We start from the raw sequence: 15,229 nt of genomic DNA, 5'->3' as shown, positions 1-15,229 counted from the left end.
CCCGTTCCCATCCCGAACACGGAAGTTAAGCTCTTTTGCGCCGATGGTAGTTGGGGGTTTCCCCCTGTGAGAGTAGGTCGTCGCTGGGCACCTAATAGAAAGGCCGTTACCGGTTTATCCCGGTAACGGCCTTTTTTGTATAGCAATTCTCTTATTTCTTGTGAAGCTTATTTTAAAAAGGTAGGCTAAAAAAGAAAGGTGGAATGAAGATGACTACAATATATGGTTATGAGGTAAAACAGGCAAATGGGGAAATGGAATCGCTAGAACATTACAAAGGTAAGCCTTTAATTATTGTGAACACAGCAAGTAAATGCGGATTAACTCCACAGTTTGAAGGCTTACAACGTTTGTATGAGAAATATCAACATCTTGGCTTGGAAATTCTCGGATTTCCGAGTGGGCAATTCAACGATCAAGAGTTCCAAACACAGCAAGAAACAATGGAATTCTGCCAAAAAAATTATGGAGTAAGTTTTCCTATGTTTTCAAAAGTGGACGTGAACGGCGAACTTGCCGAACCTCTTTTTGATTATTTGACTTCTTGGGGTGAAAACGGCGCAGGTGGGGAAATCAAATGGAACTTCACCAAATTTCTTATCGATCGTGAAGGGAATATCGTTCATCGTTATGAACCGCAAATTGAACCGGAGCAACTAGAGGAAGATATTCGAAAAATCCTTTAATCCATTAGTCCGAATAGTTTTACTTTTATCAGTTTCTTGACACCCCCTGAAACCGCTGATAACCTTACAATAATATTTAAAAGGAAGCAGGAGGCGTGTCAATTATGTGGGAATCGAAATTTCTTAAAGAAGGGTTAACCTTCGATGATGTATTGCTAGTGCCAGCTCATTCAGAAGTGTTGCCGAAGGATATTGATTTGTCAGTAGAGCTGACGCCGAAAATCAAGCTGAATATCCCCGTCATCAGTGCAGGGATGGATACGGTAACGGAAGCAAAAATGGCTATCTCAATGGCGCGTCAAGGCGGTCTTGGAGTCATCCATAAAAACATGAGCATCGAAGAGCAAGCCGAACAAGTAGTCACTGTAAAACGCTCTGAAAATGGTGTTATTACAGATCCTTTCTATCTGACACCTCAACATCAGGTATACGATGCTGAGCATTTGATGGGGAAATATCGCATCTCGGGTGTGCCTATCGTTCAAAGTGAAGATGATCTGACTTTGGTAGGGATTATTACAAACCGCGACCTCCGCTTTATCCAGGACTACTCTTTAGAAATTAAAGACGTGATGACCAAAGAGAAATTGGTGACAGCTCCGGTCGGAACCACTTTGGAGGACGCCGAAAAAATTCTTCAGCAGTACAAAATCGAGAAGTTGCCTATCGTTGATCAAAATGGCATGTTAAAAGGGCTTATCACGATTAAAGATATCGAAAAAGTAATCGAGTTCCCGAATGCTGCAAAAGATGAGCAGGGTCGCTTACTAGCAGGAGCCGCTGTCGGCGTTACTTCGGATACGATGAAGCGCGTGGAACAATTGGTCAAAGCTCATGTAGATGTTGTTGTCATCGATACGGCTCATGGCCACTCAGCTGGCGTGTTGAATATGGTAAGCCAAATCCGTGACACCTATCCGGAACTAACAATTGTAGCGGGCAATGTGGCTACACCAAGTGGCACAAAAGCATTGATCGAGGCAGGCGCTGATATCGTAAAAGTTGGTATCGGACCAGGTTCAATTTGTACCACACGTGTTGTGGCTGGCGTAGGAGTTCCTCAAATCACGGCAGTTTACGATTGCGCAACAGAAGCTCGTAAACACGGCAAAGCCATTATCGCTGATGGGGGCATTAAGTTCTCTGGCGATATCATCAAAGCACTCGCTGCAGGCGGCCATGTGGTTATGCTAGGCAGCTTGCTTGCAGGCACTACGGAAAGCCCTGGGGATACAGAAATTTTCCAAGGCCGCCGCTTTAAGACTTACCGTGGCATGGGATCCATTGCTTCGATGGAAAAAGGATCGAAAGACCGCTATTTCCAAGATGAAGCGAAAAAACTTGTACCCGAAGGAATTGAAGGACGTTTGCCATACAAAGGGCCACTTACAGATACGATCCACCAATTGTTGGGCGGAATTCGTGCTGGAATGGGCTATTGCGGAGCGAAAGATTTGGCAACGCTGCGTGAAGAAGCACAGTTTATCCGTATGACGGGCGCAGGCTTGATTGAAAGCCACCCGCATGATGTGCAAATTACTAAAGAATCACCGAATTACTCCATGTAAAATAAACGCCTTCCCAAGAACTTCTGGGAAGGTGTTTTTTCGTTTTGCTTCTTAAAAATATGATAAAATAGCGAAAGATATGAAACGATGGAGGACAAGCGAGTGAAAAGTGTATTGAAATGGATGCAAGTTGTAATGGTGTCTGTCATCGCTCTGATGATCGTGGTGCCAACGAAGGTCCAAGCTGAAGAAGCGATTCCTGTATTGGCGGATGCAGCCATCGTGGTCGATGCAGAAACAGGACAGATTTTATACGGACAGAACGATGAGGCTGTTTTAGGCATCGCCTCCATGAGCAAAATGATGAGTGAATACCTATTGTTTGAAGCAATTGAAGAAGGGCTTGTTAGCTGGGATGAGGAATATCAGGTGACTGATTACAGCCACCGGATCTCTCAAGATTTGCGCTTGAGCAATGTCCCGCTTCGTCGGGATGGTTTGTATACAATGAAAGAATTATATGAAGCGATGGCGATTTATTCGGCGAATGCGGCGACGATCGGCATTGCAGAAACCATTGCGGGTACGGAGAAAGCATTTGTGCAAATGATGAATGACAAAGCAGTGGAACTGGGGATTGAGGACGCACACTTCGTTAACTCGACAGGCCTTAACAACTCATTTCTTCTCGGCATGCATCCTGAAGGAACGGGAGAAGACGAAGAAAATACTATGTCTGCCCGTTCGGTTGCCATACTGACGAAAGCCTTGCTGGACGATTATCCAGAAATCTTGGAAACTGCCAAAATTCCAGAATTGATGTTCCGGGAAGGGACCTCGGATGAGATCCGCATGGTCAATTGGAATACGATGCTTCCCGGAATGGAATATGAATACGAAGGCATGGATGGGTTAAAGACGGGGACGACCGATTTTGCAGGACATTCGTTTGCCGGAACTGCCAAGCGTGATGGGGTGCGGTTGATCGCAGTGGTCATGAAAGCGGTGGATGCGGAAGGGGAAGGCTCTTATAAAGCCCGATTCGACGCAACACGTGCATTATTGGATCATGGCTTTGCGTTTCAGGAAGTTGAGTTGATGAAAGCCGGACAGCAATTCATGGGGCAGGAATCCCTTCCTGTCGAAAAAGGAGAACAAGAGCAAGTAGCGATAGCGGTGAAAGAACCGGTCCGTTTGATGGTTCCATCCGCTCAGCAAGAAGCTTACCGGACCGAGCTTGAATTAACAGAAGAAGCGCCGATTACAGCAACTGTAGAAGAGGGGCAAACTGTTGGCCAAGTAAAGGTTTTAGATGCTACGGATAATGAAGTACAATACCTTCAGGAAAAGCCAGCTGCGGATGTAGTAGCGACAGAGACAGTGGAGCGTTCCAATTGGTTTGCGCTGTCTATGAAAAGTGCCGTGGATTTCATTAAAGGATTGTTTTAAGAAAAACCAGCTCATCACTTAGCAGATGAGCTGGTTTTTGATATGTTCCAGCAATTCATCAAGTGATCGATGCCTTGCTGGATTTCGCTTTCATCAAGTCCTCCAAAACCGAGGACGATTTTTGGTAAAGTGGATTTTTGCTTGAGCAAGTCGTAATTTTGCATCGCAAATACACGAATGCCTGCCACACTTGCCTGATCGACTAGGGTTTGTTCTGAGTGCTCAGAATTTATGGTCAACACAATGTGCATGCCTGCCTGTTCCCCGGATACGGTAACGCTTGACTGATAAGGCGCGAGTGCTTGTGTCAGGCATTCGAGCTTTTTCCGGTAGAGTTTACGCATGCGGTTTAAATGTCTCGAGAAATGCCCTTTTTGCATGAACAAGGCGACAATTTGTTGGTCGATGCGCGGCACGGTGGACGTGTAATGCAAAAAGGTCTTGCGGTAAGCGTTCAACAGCCGTGGCGGCAGCACGAGATAGGCAATACGCAAGGACGGCATGATCGATTTGGAAAAAGTGCTGATGTAGATGACGCGCCCCCCAACGTCCATACTTTGCAGGGCGGGGATCGGCTGGCTAGTATAGCGGAATTCGCTATCGTAATCGTCTTCGATGATAAAGCGTTCCGGTTTTGCGGCTGCCCAGTTCAACAGCTGTGCCCGTCGTGTGGCGCTTAAAATAGAGCCTGTCGGGAACTGGTGGGACGGTGTGACATAGGCGATGTCGACGCCGGTTTTGTCCAGTTCCTGGACATTAATGCCGTCTTCATCTACTTCAATCGGGAACGCTTGCCTGTCATCATGTTCAAAAATGCTATGGGTGAGGGCGTATCCTGGATTTTCAAAGCCGAAGCTCAAGTTTTTATCGAACAGCCGGATCAATAGCGGCATCAATTGTTCAGTTCCGGACCCGACGATGATCTGTTCCGGTTCGCAGACCACTCCGCGTGATTGGTACAAATAACGGGCAATTTCAGCGCGCAGCGATTCGTCTCCCTGTGGATGGCCAGCGAGAAGGAGTTCATGGTTTTCTTCATCGATCACTTCGCGTGCCGTTTTGCGCCATGTCGGGAACGGAAATGAACGGGTATCGATATGTGCTGGGTTAAAGTCGTATACATAATTAGGTTTTTGGACATCGCGAATGGCTGTTTCTTCTTGAGGGAGATCTAAATAAGCCAGCTCTTCCACAGGCATCGTAAAAAAACCTCTGCGTGGGCGCGGTTCGATAAAACCTTCTGCGACTAGCTGGGAATAGGCCAGTTCGACAGTCGTTTGGCTGATTTGCAAGTACTCCGCCAATTTACGTTTGCTTGGGAGTTTCGTGTCGACAGCGATTGTGCCGGCAGTGATGGCGCTGCGGATTTCTCGGTAAAGTTGTTTGTAGAGTGGGGTAGTGGATTGTTTTTGCAGTTGGAACATCAGCATGTCCATATGAGTGCCTCCATCTGACCTTTTAAATTAATGTAAACTGAGTCTTTTTATATGGTCACAGTTTATTATACTGGAAACAACCAATAAAAGGGAGGCATTTTCAGATGAGTGAAAAAGGGACAAATCGAGTCAAACGAGGAATGGCAGAAATGCAAAAAGGCGGCGTCATCATGGATGTTGTCAACGCAGAGCAGGCAAAAATTGCAGAAGCGGCAGGAGCGACGGCCGTCATGGCGCTCGAACGCGTCCCCTCCGATATCCGTAAAGAAGGTGGCGTTGCGCGTATGGCAGATCCGCGCATCACAGAAGAAGTGATGAAGGCGGTATCGATTCCGGTCATGGCAAAAGCACGCATTGGCCACATTACAGAAGCGCGTGTGCTTGAAGCAATGGGCGTCGATTATATCGACGAAAGCGAAGTGCTGACACCAGCGGATGAGGAATTTCACTTATTGAAAAACGATTATACGGTGCCGTTTGTCTGTGGCTGCCGCAATATTGGGGAAGCGGCACGACGCATTGGTGAAGGAGCGTCGATGCTGCGGACCAAAGGCGAACCAGGCACAGGAAATATTGTCGAAGCGGTGCGCCATTTACGCCAGGTGAATGGCGAAGTACGCAAAATTGTCGCGATGGGGGAAGACGAATTGATGACGGCCGCAAGAGATCTAGGTGCGTCGTATGAGTTTCTGAAGGAAGTGAAAGTGCTTGGCCGTCTGCCGGTTGTCAATTTTGCCGCCGGCGGCATCGCGACGCCAGCAGATGCCGCGCTTATGATGGAACTCGGTGCTGATGGGGTCTTTGTCGGATCCGGTATTTTCAAATCGGACCAGCCGGAACGGTTTGCGCGTGCTATTGTGGAAGCGACCGCTCATTATCAGGATTACGAATTGATCGCAAAATTGTCGAAAGACCTTGGCCCAGCAATGAAAGGCTTGGAAATGGCGACAATCGGTGCGGCCGACCGCATGCAGGAAAGAAGCTGGTAGGGATGAAAATTGGGGTATTGGCATTGCAAGGAGCGGTGCGTGAACATGTAGCGGCGATTCAAGCAGGTGGTGCTGAGGCAGTTGTGGTGAAGAAAGCCGTCCAGTTAGCAGAACTCGATGGCTTGGTGCTGCCGGGTGGTGAGAGTACGACGATGCGCCGGTTGATTGATTGTGCGGAGTTGCTGGAACCGTTAAGAGCATTTGCGGACGCGGGCAAGCCGGTTTTTGGCACATGTGCAGGGCTGGTATTACTCGCCAAGGAGATCGAAGGGCAAGAAGCGGCGCATCTTGGGGTCATGGACATCACGGTCGCGCGCAATTCCTTCGGCCGGCAAGTGGACAGCTTTGAAGCGGATCTGGCTATTGCAGGAATCGATGGGCCGTTTCCGGCGGTCTTTATCCGGGCGCCGCATATCGTGCGTGCTGGTGAGGACGTGGAAGTCTTGTGTGAATACAGGGGACGCATTGTGTTGGCGCGGAGCGGGCCGTTCCTTGGCTGTTCATTCCATCCCGAACTAACGGGAGACCACCGGCTGATGCAGTTGTTTTTGGATATGGTGGAAAACAGGGAACTCTTGCCAACCACAGCGCACTATAGTAAAATATGAATAATTTCAAAGAAGAAACGTTGATGGGAATAGTACAGCGCAGTTTTTCCGTAAGAGAGCCGGTGGTTGGTGAAAACCGGTGTCAAACGCGTTGGAATCCACCCCGGAGTTGCATGGCGATGAGCCAGTGCCGGTTTTAATGCCGTTATGTGATGAAGAGGATTGGCTTTTTGCCGATCAATCAGGGTGGCAACGCGGGTAGCTCTCGTCCCTTTACCAAGGGATGAGGGCTATTTTTGCGTTGTTTTTTCTTTTTTGACGAAGACTTAAGGAGGAATTTCTATGTTGGATATCCGTTTTGTACGGGAAAATTTTGAACAAGTGAAGACCAAGCTCGGTAAACGCGGGGAAGACATTTCGGTTTTAGACGATTTTCAAGCGCTCGACCAGAAGCGCCGCGAACTGATTGTCCAGACTGAGCAATTGAAGGCAGAACGCAATGAGGCGTCCCAACAGATTGCCATCATGAAGCGCAACAAGGAAAATGCCAACGAGGCGATCGCGAAAACACGCGAAGTCGGTGACCAGATCAAAGCGATTGATGATGAATTGCGTGAAGTGGAAGAAAAACTTGAATACATCATGATGCGCGTGCCAAATATTCCGCATGACAGCGTGCCGTTTGGCGACTCTGAAGACGACAATGAAGAAATCCGGACATGGGGCGAGCAGCCACAATTCGGTTTTGAAGCGAAGCCGCATTGGGACATCGCAACGGAGTTGAACATTGTCGATTTTGAACGCGCCGCTAAAGTAACGGGTAGCCGCTTCGTGTTTTACCGGGGTCTTGGTGCACGTCTTGAGCGCGCGCTGATCAATTTCATGATGGACCTTCATCAGGAACAGCATGGCTATGAGGAAATGCTGCCGCCGTATATGGTCAACCGCGAAAGCTTGACGGGTACAGGGCAATTGCCGAAGTTTGAAGAAGATGCGTTCTTGATTGAAAAGGAAGATTACTTCCTCATCCCGACCTCTGAAGTGCCGGTGACGAACTTCTACCGCGACGATATCCTAACGGCAGACATGCTGCCGCAAGCTTTTGCTTCTTATAGCGCGAATTTCCGTTCTGAAGCGGGTTCTGCGGGGCGCGATACGCGTGGGTTGATTCGCCAGCATCAATTCAATAAAGTCGAACTGGTGCGCTTTGTGAAGCCGGAAGATTCTTATGACGAGCTGGAGAAACTGACGGGCCATGCGGAGAAAGTGTTGCAATTGTTGGGCTTGCCATACCGCGTCTTGAAGATGTGCACAGCAGACCTCGGCTTTACGGCAGCGAAGAAATACGATATCGAAGTGTGGATTCCGAGCCAAGAAACGTACCGTGAGATTTCTTCTTGCTCAAACTTTGAGGATTTCCAGGCGCGCCGCGCGAATATCAAATTCCGCCGCGAAGCAAAAGGCAAGCCAGAGTTCGTCCACACCTTGAACGGCAGTGGGCTGGCTGTCGGCCGTACTGTTGCCGCCTTGCTTGAGAATTTCCAGCAGGAAGACGGTTCTGTGGCCATTCCAGAAGTGTTGCAACCTTATATGGGCGGCAAAACGACGATTCGCTAAATCACAAGACCCGAATGGATTTCGGGTCTTTTTTTCGTGGAAAAGGGTAAATAATTAAAAACAGGAAAGGGAGCGGTTCATATGAACGAAGTGGAATTTCAATTTGTCGAAACAAATGGCATCCGGCTTCATGCAGCTGTCGCCGGTCCGCAACAGGGAGAACTTGTCGTCTTTCTGCACGGCTTTCCGGAGTTCTCCTACGGATTTCACCACCAAATGGAGGCACTCGCTGCCCAGGGCTACCATGTAGTGGCACCCGATCAGCGTGGCTATCATTTGAGCGACAAGCCTGAGCGCATTGAAGCGTATACGATCGATCAATTGCGCGATGATATCATCGGATTGATTGAAGCGTTCGGTGAAACTTCAGCAGTGATCGTCGGCCATGACTGGGGAGGGGCTGTCGCTTGGCATTTGGCAGCGACGCACCCGGACTATGTCAACAAACTCATTGCCATTAATATTCAGCATCCTGCAGCGATGCCGAGAGTCTTCATGAAAAATCCCATGCAATGGGTGAAAAGCTCGTATATGGCGTTTTTCCAGCTGCCGGAAGTACCGGAACGGCTGATGGCTGCAAATGATTTCGAATGGATGGCACAAGCGATGAAAGGCACTGCAAGGCGAGGGGCGTTTACAGAACAAGAATTGGCACGATACCGTGAAGCGTGGGGACAAAAAGGCGCCTTGAGCGGCATGCTCAATTGGTACCGGGCATTGCGAAAAGGCAGTCTTAACCAAATTCCAATCCGGCCAGTAGAGGTGCCGACCCGAATCCTGTGGGGTGTGGGCGACCCGTTTTTGTCGCCGATGCTGGCAACTGAAAGTTTGAAGTTTTGCACGGATGCAGAACTGGTCTGGATCGGTGAGGCGACTCACTGGGTCCAGCATGAACAGCCGGTTATTGTGAATCGCCTGATCCAAGAATTTATCGCATGAAAAAACGGAAAACCCTAGGCCTGGGTTTTCCGTTTTTCTTTATTGCGTTTGCGCAAGTCCCGGAAGAATTGGGTAAGCAACCCGCCGCACTCATCCGCTAGCACATTTTCCGTTACTTCGCATTGATGGTTAAAGCGCTCGTCATTTAGCAAGCGGTACAGTGAATCGACGCAGCCTGCCTTAATATCCCGCGCTCCGTAGACGACGTGTGGAATGCGCGACTGCAAAATGGCACCGGCGCACATTGGACACGGCTCTAACGTTACGTAAAGCTTAGTATCTTCAAGACGCCAATTATCGAGTGTTTCGCACGCTTGCTGAATGGCCAGCAATTCGGCGTGCGTAACCGCATTGCGCGTTGTTTCCCGCAAATTATGAGCTCTTGCGATCACGCGGTCGTCTTGGACGATGATTGCACCGATCGGCACTTCGCCTTTTGCCGCTGCTTTTTGGGCTTCTTCAATGGCCAGCCCCATGAAATAATGATCTTTTTCCATTCCGTTCATGATGCATCGCTCCTCAAGTTTCAGTGTATCATCTTTTCATCCGGACAAAGCACTACAAATTGCGTAGACGTTTGAACAACATTTGGCTCTACTTTTCATTTGACGGTTATGGTAAAATAAATGGCATTGCATTTCACTTGAATCGAAGAAGGGGGACTTCTTGTGCCGGTGCCATTTATCACCGTGGAAGGTCCGATCGGAGTGGGGAAAACTTCACTGACGAAAGCACTTTCAGAGCAACACCAATTTCAATTGCTCAAGGAAATCGTGGATGAAAATCCGTTTTTGAATAAATTTTATGAAGATATCGAGGAATGGAGCTTCCAAACGGAAATGTTCTTCCTGTGCAATCGCTATAAGCAATTGAGCGATATCCAAAAGAAATTCATCTCCAACCAGGAGCCGGTCGTTGCGGATTATCATATTTTCAAAAACTTGATCTTCGCTAAACGGACGTTGCCTGAAGAAGAATACGCCAAATACGAAGCCATCTATAAAATTTTGACAGCCGATATGCCAAAGCCAAACATGGTCATCTACTTGCATGCGAGCCTCGATACTTTGATGAAGCGCATCAAATTGCGCGGCCGTGAATTCGAGCAGATGATCACACCGGAATACATGGAGCAATTATCAGCAGACTATCACGAATTCATCGAACGCTTTGAGCGCGAGCATCCGGAAATTCCAGTCTTGCGCTTTAACGGAGACGAACTTGATTTTGTGCAAAACCGTTCCGACCTCGAAGTGATTCTCACTCATGTGGAAGGCACGCTTGAAAAAAGGAGCTTATCAATATGAATGAAAATTTAAGAGACAAGTATGGCATCCCGAAAGATGCTGTCATCACTATCGCAGGAACTGTGGGTGTCGGCAAATCGACGATGACCAAAGCACTTGCGGACTCGTTGCAATTCCGCACGTCTTTTGAAAACGTGGACGGCAATCCATACCTTGATTTGTTTTACGAGGATTTCGAGAAATGGAGCTTCCATCTCCAAGTGTATTTCCTGGCAGAGCGCTTCAAGGAGCAAAAGCGCATGTTCGAGTACGGCGGTGGCTTTATCCAAGACCGCTCGATTTATGAAGACACTGGCATTTTCGCGAAAATGCATCAGGAAAAAGGCACAATGAATGCCGTGGATTACGAAACGTATACGAACCTATTCGATGCCATGGTCATGACGCCGTATTTCCCGCATCCGGATTTGTTGATTTACTTGGAAGGTTCGATCGAAGATATCCTTGGGCGCATTCAAGAACGCGGCCGCACGATGGAGCAACAGACGCCAGTTGAATACTGGATGGAAATGCACGAACGCTACGAACGCTGGATTGATTCATTCAACGCTTGCCCAGTGCTGCGTCTCAACATCAATGATTATGACTTGATGAACGATCCGGAGTGTTCGGAACAGATCGTCGAACGCATTGGCAAGTTCATGCAGCAAACAGCTGTGTTGAAACGATAAAAAACCGGAGGCCACGGCCTCCGGTTTTTCTATTTCCCAGGAAATAAACAACAAAAAAACTCACAGAACAGGTCTGTGAGTTTTTTATAATATTCAGACACATGCTTGTTAAGAAAAATTCGTTGCTTGCACAACGAATCTATCTCTATCTACATGCGCGTAGTTATTCAAAAAATGGAGGAGGAAGAGGGATTCGAACCCCCGCGGGATTTGACTCCCCTGTCGGTTTTCAAGACCGATCCCTTCAGCCAAACTTGGGTATTCCTCCGTGTTGGACAAGATATAATTTATCACGGTTTTAAAAAGGAGTCAACAGTTTTGAAAGAAAAAATAATAGTTTTTATTAAAATCGATAAAACAGTTGGCTTTTAAGAAGCAAGGGGCCGCTATTTTATGAGGGCATTAACTTTATGTTTGATTTTTCCTCCAGCACTCCGTATACTAGTAAATGCCGTGCTAGGTGGGAAGGTAGCGGTGTCCTGTAACCTGCAATCCGCTCTAGCAGGACTGAATTCCTTTCTGAGGCTGTTTGTATGCAAGGTCTGCCTCATGCACGTAGTGTTGACATCTGGGTCCTGCGCAATGGAAACCCATGAACCATGTCAGGTCCGGAAGGAAGCAGCATTAAGTGGTACTTTCTATGTGCCGCGGGGTTGCCTAGATCGAGCCAACGACATGAGTAACGCTTGTGTACAGCAGTCGAAGAAAGGTGCACGGCTTAACTTAAATGATCCAAACCTGTCCGCAGTTTGCGGGCAGGTTTTTTTCTGTCCACAACATGCAATGCCCGGTGAAATGATTCGGGAACATGCCCGTTTTATGGTACAATCAAAGGATAGAACAAAGACTTTTTAAAAGGGGAGAACCAGGTGGCGTATCAAGCTTTTTACCGTGTGTACAGACCGCGGACTTTCTCGGAAATGACCGGCCAGACGCATGTCAAACAAACCCTTCAGAATGCTCTCCTTTATGATAAAACGACCCATGCTTATCTATTTTCCGGCCCACGGGGTACCGGGAAGACGAGTGCGGCGAAAATTTTTGCCAAGGCGCTGAATTGCGAGCAGGCCCCAGCAGCAGAACCGTGCAACGAATGTTCTTCTTGCCGGAGCATTGACGAAGGCTCGAATACAGACGTCATCGAATTCGATGCGGCTTCGAATTCACGGGTCGAGGAAATGCGGGAGATCATCGAGAAAGTGCGTTTTTCTCCAGCCAATTCCCGCTTCAAAGTATATATCATTGATGAAGTGCATATGTTATCGAACAGCGCGTTCAATGCGCTATTGAAAACACTAGAAGAACCGCCGGAACACGTCGTCTTCATTCTCGCGACAACTGAGCCGCATAAATTGCCGCTGACGATCATTTCCCGCTGCCAGCGCTTTGATTTCAAATCGCACACGCAAGCGGATATCGTGGCACGGATGATCACCGTACTAGAAGACGCAAAGATTCCTTATAATGAACAAGTGTTGAAAATCATCGCCCAGGCAGCAGCGGGCGGTATGCGTGATGCCTTGAGTCTCCTTGATCAAGTCGTGTCATTCAGTGGAGATGAAATGACGCTAGAAGATGCGCTTTTGGTGACGGGCTCAATTAGCCAAGACATGTTTTATGGCATTGCCGAAGCGCTATTGAATAAAGACATAGGCCAAGCGTTGACTTTGCTCGAGCAATTGGTGCGCGATGGCAAAGACCCGGTGCGTTTAGTAGAAGATTTCATTACCTTCTTCCGTGACCTTTTGCTGATCCAAACAGCACCAGGGCTGAGTGATATGTTGGAACTTGCCGCATTTGAACCGCGTTTCGAAGAACTCGCAAAACAATTTGAAGCATCGACGCTTTATAACTGGATCGAAATCTTGACGAAGACCCAGCAAGAGATGCGCTTCTCAAACCATACGAAAATCTATATGGAAACCGCACTATTGAAAATGGTGCAAGCAGACGCGCCGGTCCAAAGCATCGGGGTGGGGGCACCGTCTCCTGAGCTCGAAGCGAAAGTCACGAGCCTCGAGCAATTGGTGCGCGAACTGCAGCAACAATTGAAAGACGGCGGCGGAACAGCCGGTGCTGCGCCTCAAGCCGAGCAGAAAAAACGCCAGCGTTCGCAAAGCGCTTTTAAAATTCCAACTGGGCGCATCCAGGAAGTGCTGAAAAATGCCACGAAGCCGGACATCCAGGCGATTAAAACCAATTGGGCGACCGTGATGGGTCAATTGCAGCGCTCGCATTCGGCATTGCTTAACGACGCCGAGCCGGTAGCGGCGTCCCCGGATGCTTTTGTGTTAAAATTCAAGTATGATATTCATTGCCAGATGGCTTCTGAAAATCAGACATTTGCCGCAGCGTTTAGCCAATTGCTCGAGCAGTATACGGGCAAGGCGTACACGCCGGTTTACGTCCCGGATGCCAATTGGCTGAAAATCCGTGAAGAGTTTATCCGCAACGGCGGCTTGAAAAATGAAGGCGACGCGCAGGAGCCGGAAGGACAGGAAGAAAATCCATTTTCCAGCGACGGCGCAAGCCCCGAAGAAGATCCATTCGTCTCTGAGGCGGAGCGGCTCTTCGGCAAGGATTTCGTCGAAGTCCATGATGATTAACGAATACAAAATTTGAGGAGGAACCAATTATGCGTGGTGGAGGAAATATGCAAGGCATGATGAAGCAAATGCAAAAAATGCAAAAACAAATGGCGGAGGCTCAAGAAGAGCTCGGCACATTGAAATTTGAAGGAACAGCAGGCGGCGGAATGGTCAAAGTCACCGTTTCTGGCCATAAAGAAGTCCTTGATATCGCATTAGACCCAGCAGTCGTAGATCCAGAAGATGTGGAAATGCTGCAAGATACATTGATCGTCGCAACAAACGAGGCGTTTAAAAAAGCGGATGAGCATGCGAATTCTACAATGGGGAAATTCACGAAAGGCTTGAATATCCCAGGCATGTTCTAGGAGGTAAGCGACAATGCACTACCCGGAACCTATTTCCAAACTGATGGAAAGTTTCATGAAGTTGCCAGGAATCGGGCCGAAAACAGCAGCCCGGTTGGCATTTTTTGTCCTTGGCATGAAAGAAGACACTGTGCTCGATTTTGCAAAAGCGCTGGTCGATGCCAAGCGTAATTTGAGTTTTTGTTCGGTATGTGGCCATATTACAGACGTCGATCCATGCCAGATTTGCCAAGACACGAGCCGTGACCGGTCAATGATCTGTGTGGTCCAAGACCCTAAAGATGTCATCGCAATGGAAAAGATGCGTGATTACACGGGTCTTTACCACGTATTGCAAGGCGCTATCTCACCAATGGATGGAATCGGGCCAGAAGACATCAACGTTCCATCATTATTGACTCGTCTTCAAGACGAAGAAGTGAAAGAGTTGATTTTGGCAACGAACCCTACGATTGAAGGGGAAGCGACCGCGATGTATATTTCTCGGCTAGTAAGGCCATCAGGTATTCGAACGACACGCATCGCCCATGGGCTTCCGGTTGGAGGCGACTTGGAGTATGCGGATGAAGTCACGCTCTCCAAAGCACTTGAAGGACGGCGCGAGCTTTCCTGAGCTTTGTGCAAATGGAAAATATTCTGACAAATAATGATGTTTGTATAGTTATTTTGTGTAGTTTAAATGAAGCTTATATAGAAGGAAGTCGTTTATACCCTTTATTTCATTGGGGATGAACGACTTCTTTTTCCCTAATGAATAGTGGTAAAAACAAAGAAAGGTTTTTAAGTATAATTTAATTTACCAAAAGTGTTGACTTTCTAAAGCATGTGCTTTAGTATATTAAGAGTCGTCAGGAACGACAGCAAACATGAACCTTGAAAACTGAACAGCAAAACGTCAATAAAAGACGTCACGAGCGCCTTGGCGCGAGAACGGCTTTTGCGATGGTCGCCCCCGGGCGATCGGAGCACAGCTTTCTGAACTTCGGTGTTCGTGACACAACTTACTGATCAGCTTCGGCAGATCAAGCGAATCGCGCGTCTTTCGAGACGGCGATACGCCAGCAGTATTGAGCAATCAACTACTCTATAATGGAGAGTTTGATCCTGGCTCAGGACGAACGCT

General features: G+C 48.0%; 14 protein-coding genes, 1 tRNA gene, 1 rRNA gene, 1 other RNA gene and 1 other annotated feature. Of the genes, 14 read left to right on the top strand and 3 right to left on the bottom strand.

All coding sequences use genetic code 11. From position 1 onward, the window contains the following. The 4 genes from rrf to AY633_RS08570 form a co-directional block, all read left to right on the top strand. Positions 1-89 (top strand): 5S ribosomal RNA (rrf, locus tag AY633_RS08585); the annotation flags it as partial. A 120-nt stretch (positions 90-209) separates the two neighbouring features. Continuing rightward, positions 210-686 (top strand): glutathione peroxidase, encoded by a 477-nt coding sequence (locus AY633_RS08580; RefSeq protein ID WP_068487963.1) that lies wholly within the window; start codon positions 210-212, stop codon positions 684-686. Between the two features lie 104 nt (positions 687-790). Then, entirely contained in the window at positions 791-2,254 is a 1,464-nt protein-coding gene (guaB, locus tag AY633_RS08575; RefSeq protein ID WP_068487962.1) for an IMP dehydrogenase, read from the top strand. Between the two features lie 102 nt (positions 2,255-2,356). Then, positions 2,357-3,643 (top strand): D-alanyl-D-alanine carboxypeptidase family protein, encoded by a 1,287-nt coding sequence (locus AY633_RS08570; protein WP_249929417.1) that lies wholly within the window; start codon positions 2,357-2,359, stop codon positions 3,641-3,643. Positions 3,644-3,657: 14 nt separating this feature from the next. Here AY633_RS08570 and pdxR read toward each other — a convergent pair whose 3' ends face one another. Next, a complete protein-coding gene (gene pdxR / locus AY633_RS08565; RefSeq protein WP_068487960.1) occupies positions 3,658-5,079 on the bottom strand; it encodes a MocR-like pyridoxine biosynthesis transcription factor PdxR in 1,422 nt (473 codons plus the stop codon). Positions 5,080-5,183: 104 nt separating this feature from the next. Here pdxR and pdxS point away from each other — a divergent pair, with 104 nt between their 5' ends. The 4 genes from pdxS (at position 5,184) to AY633_RS08545 (ending at position 9,172) form a co-directional block, all read left to right on the top strand. Continuing rightward, positions 5,184-6,068: a pyridoxal 5'-phosphate synthase lyase subunit PdxS gene (gene pdxS, locus AY633_RS08560; protein WP_068487959.1), complete on the top strand. Its 885-nt coding sequence runs from the start codon at positions 5,184-5,186 to the stop codon at positions 6,066-6,068. Between the two features lie 2 nt (positions 6,069-6,070). Then, entirely contained in the window at positions 6,071-6,676 is a 606-nt protein-coding gene (gene pdxT / locus AY633_RS08555; protein ID WP_068487958.1) for a pyridoxal 5'-phosphate synthase glutaminase subunit PdxT, read from the top strand. Between the two features lie 11 nt (positions 6,677-6,687). Continuing rightward, positions 6,688-6,892, top strand: a binding site (T-box leader). 66 nt (positions 6,893-6,958) lie between these two features. Further along, positions 6,959-8,233: a serine--tRNA ligase gene (serS, locus tag AY633_RS08550; protein ID WP_068487957.1), complete on the top strand. Its 1,275-nt coding sequence runs from the start codon at positions 6,959-6,961 to the stop codon at positions 8,231-8,233. Between the two features lie 81 nt (positions 8,234-8,314). Further along, positions 8,315-9,172 (top strand): alpha/beta fold hydrolase, encoded by an 858-nt coding sequence (locus AY633_RS08545; protein WP_068487956.1) that lies wholly within the window; start codon positions 8,315-8,317, stop codon positions 9,170-9,172. 14 nt (positions 9,173-9,186) lie between these two features. Here AY633_RS08545 and tadA read toward each other — a convergent pair whose 3' ends face one another. Further along, positions 9,187-9,678, bottom strand: coding sequence for a tRNA adenosine(34) deaminase TadA (gene tadA, locus AY633_RS08540; protein ID WP_145915669.1), 492 nt, complete (start codon positions 9,676-9,678; stop codon positions 9,187-9,189). A 162-nt stretch (positions 9,679-9,840) separates the two neighbouring features. Here tadA and AY633_RS08535 point away from each other — a divergent pair, with 162 nt between their 5' ends. Then, positions 9,841-10,479, top strand: a complete 639-nt coding sequence (locus AY633_RS08535; protein ID WP_068487955.1) for a deoxynucleoside kinase — start codon at positions 9,841-9,843, stop codon at positions 10,477-10,479. After that, positions 10,476-11,150, top strand: a complete 675-nt coding sequence (locus AY633_RS08530; protein WP_068487954.1) for a deoxynucleoside kinase — start codon at positions 10,476-10,478, stop codon at positions 11,148-11,150. The genes AY633_RS08535 and AY633_RS08530 overlap by 4 nt, the downstream gene beginning before the upstream one ends. 175 nt (positions 11,151-11,325) lie before the next feature. On the opposite strand, the gene AY633_RS08525 is transcribed toward AY633_RS08530, so the two are convergent. Next, a tRNA-Ser gene (locus AY633_RS08525) sits at positions 11,326-11,418 on the bottom strand. A gap of 183 nt (positions 11,419-11,601) precedes the next feature. On the opposite strand from AY633_RS08525, the gene ffs reads away from it, so the two are divergent. From ffs to recR, 4 genes are all read left to right on the top strand, one after another. Further along, an RNA gene (ffs, locus tag AY633_RS08520) (signal recognition particle sRNA large type) lies at positions 11,602-11,867 on the top strand. A gap of 152 nt (positions 11,868-12,019) precedes the next feature. Beyond that, a complete protein-coding gene (gene dnaX, locus AY633_RS08515; protein ID WP_068487953.1) occupies positions 12,020-13,756 on the top strand; it encodes a DNA polymerase III subunit gamma/tau in 1,737 nt (578 codons plus the stop codon). A gap of 29 nt (positions 13,757-13,785) precedes the next feature. Then, positions 13,786-14,106 (top strand): YbaB/EbfC family nucleoid-associated protein, encoded by a 321-nt coding sequence (locus AY633_RS08510; RefSeq protein ID WP_058382250.1) that lies wholly within the window; start codon positions 13,786-13,788, stop codon positions 14,104-14,106. Between the two features lie 13 nt (positions 14,107-14,119). After that, positions 14,120-14,719: a recombination mediator RecR gene (gene recR / locus AY633_RS08505; RefSeq protein WP_068459528.1), complete on the top strand. Its 600-nt coding sequence runs from the start codon at positions 14,120-14,122 to the stop codon at positions 14,717-14,719. The last annotated feature ends 510 nt before the right edge of the window (positions 14,720-15,229 follow it).

The sequence above is a fragment of the Planococcus maritimus genome, assembly GCF_001592825.1.
GTDB lineage: Bacteria > Bacillota > Bacilli > Bacillales_A > Planococcaceae > Planococcus > Planococcus maritimus_C.
This window is presented reverse-complemented; position numbering and strand designations above follow the sequence as displayed.

Bases quoted from the DNA above. Each gene is read 5' to 3' on its own strand.
- AY633_RS08510 (WP_058382250.1), top strand. From the start codon at position 13,786: ATGCGTGGTGGAGGAAATATGCAAGGCATGATGAAGCAAATGCAAAAA.
- guaB (WP_068487962.1), top strand. From the start codon at position 791: ATGTGGGAATCGAAATTTCTTAAAGAAGGGTTAACCTTCGATGATGTA.
- AY633_RS08530 (WP_068487954.1), top strand. From the start codon at position 10,476: ATGAATGAAAATTTAAGAGACAAGTATGGCATCCCGAAAGATGCTGTC.
- recR (WP_068459528.1), top strand. From the start codon at position 14,120: ATGCACTACCCGGAACCTATTTCCAAACTGATGGAAAGTTTCATGAAG.
- pdxT (WP_068487958.1), top strand. From the start codon at position 6,071: ATGAAAATTGGGGTATTGGCATTGCAAGGAGCGGTGCGTGAACATGTA.
- pdxR (WP_068487960.1), bottom strand. From the start codon at position 5,079: ATGGACATGCTGATGTTCCAACTGCAAAAACAATCCACTACCCCACTC.
- AY633_RS08580 (WP_068487963.1), top strand. From the start codon at position 210: ATGACTACAATATATGGTTATGAGGTAAAACAGGCAAATGGGGAAATG.
- pdxS (WP_068487959.1), top strand. From the start codon at position 5,184: ATGAGTGAAAAAGGGACAAATCGAGTCAAACGAGGAATGGCAGAAATG.
- AY633_RS08545 (WP_068487956.1), top strand. From the start codon at position 8,315: ATGAACGAAGTGGAATTTCAATTTGTCGAAACAAATGGCATCCGGCTT.
- serS (WP_068487957.1), top strand. From the start codon at position 6,959: ATGTTGGATATCCGTTTTGTACGGGAAAATTTTGAACAAGTGAAGACC.
- tadA (WP_145915669.1), bottom strand. From the start codon at position 9,678: ATGAACGGAATGGAAAAAGATCATTATTTCATGGGGCTGGCCATTGAA.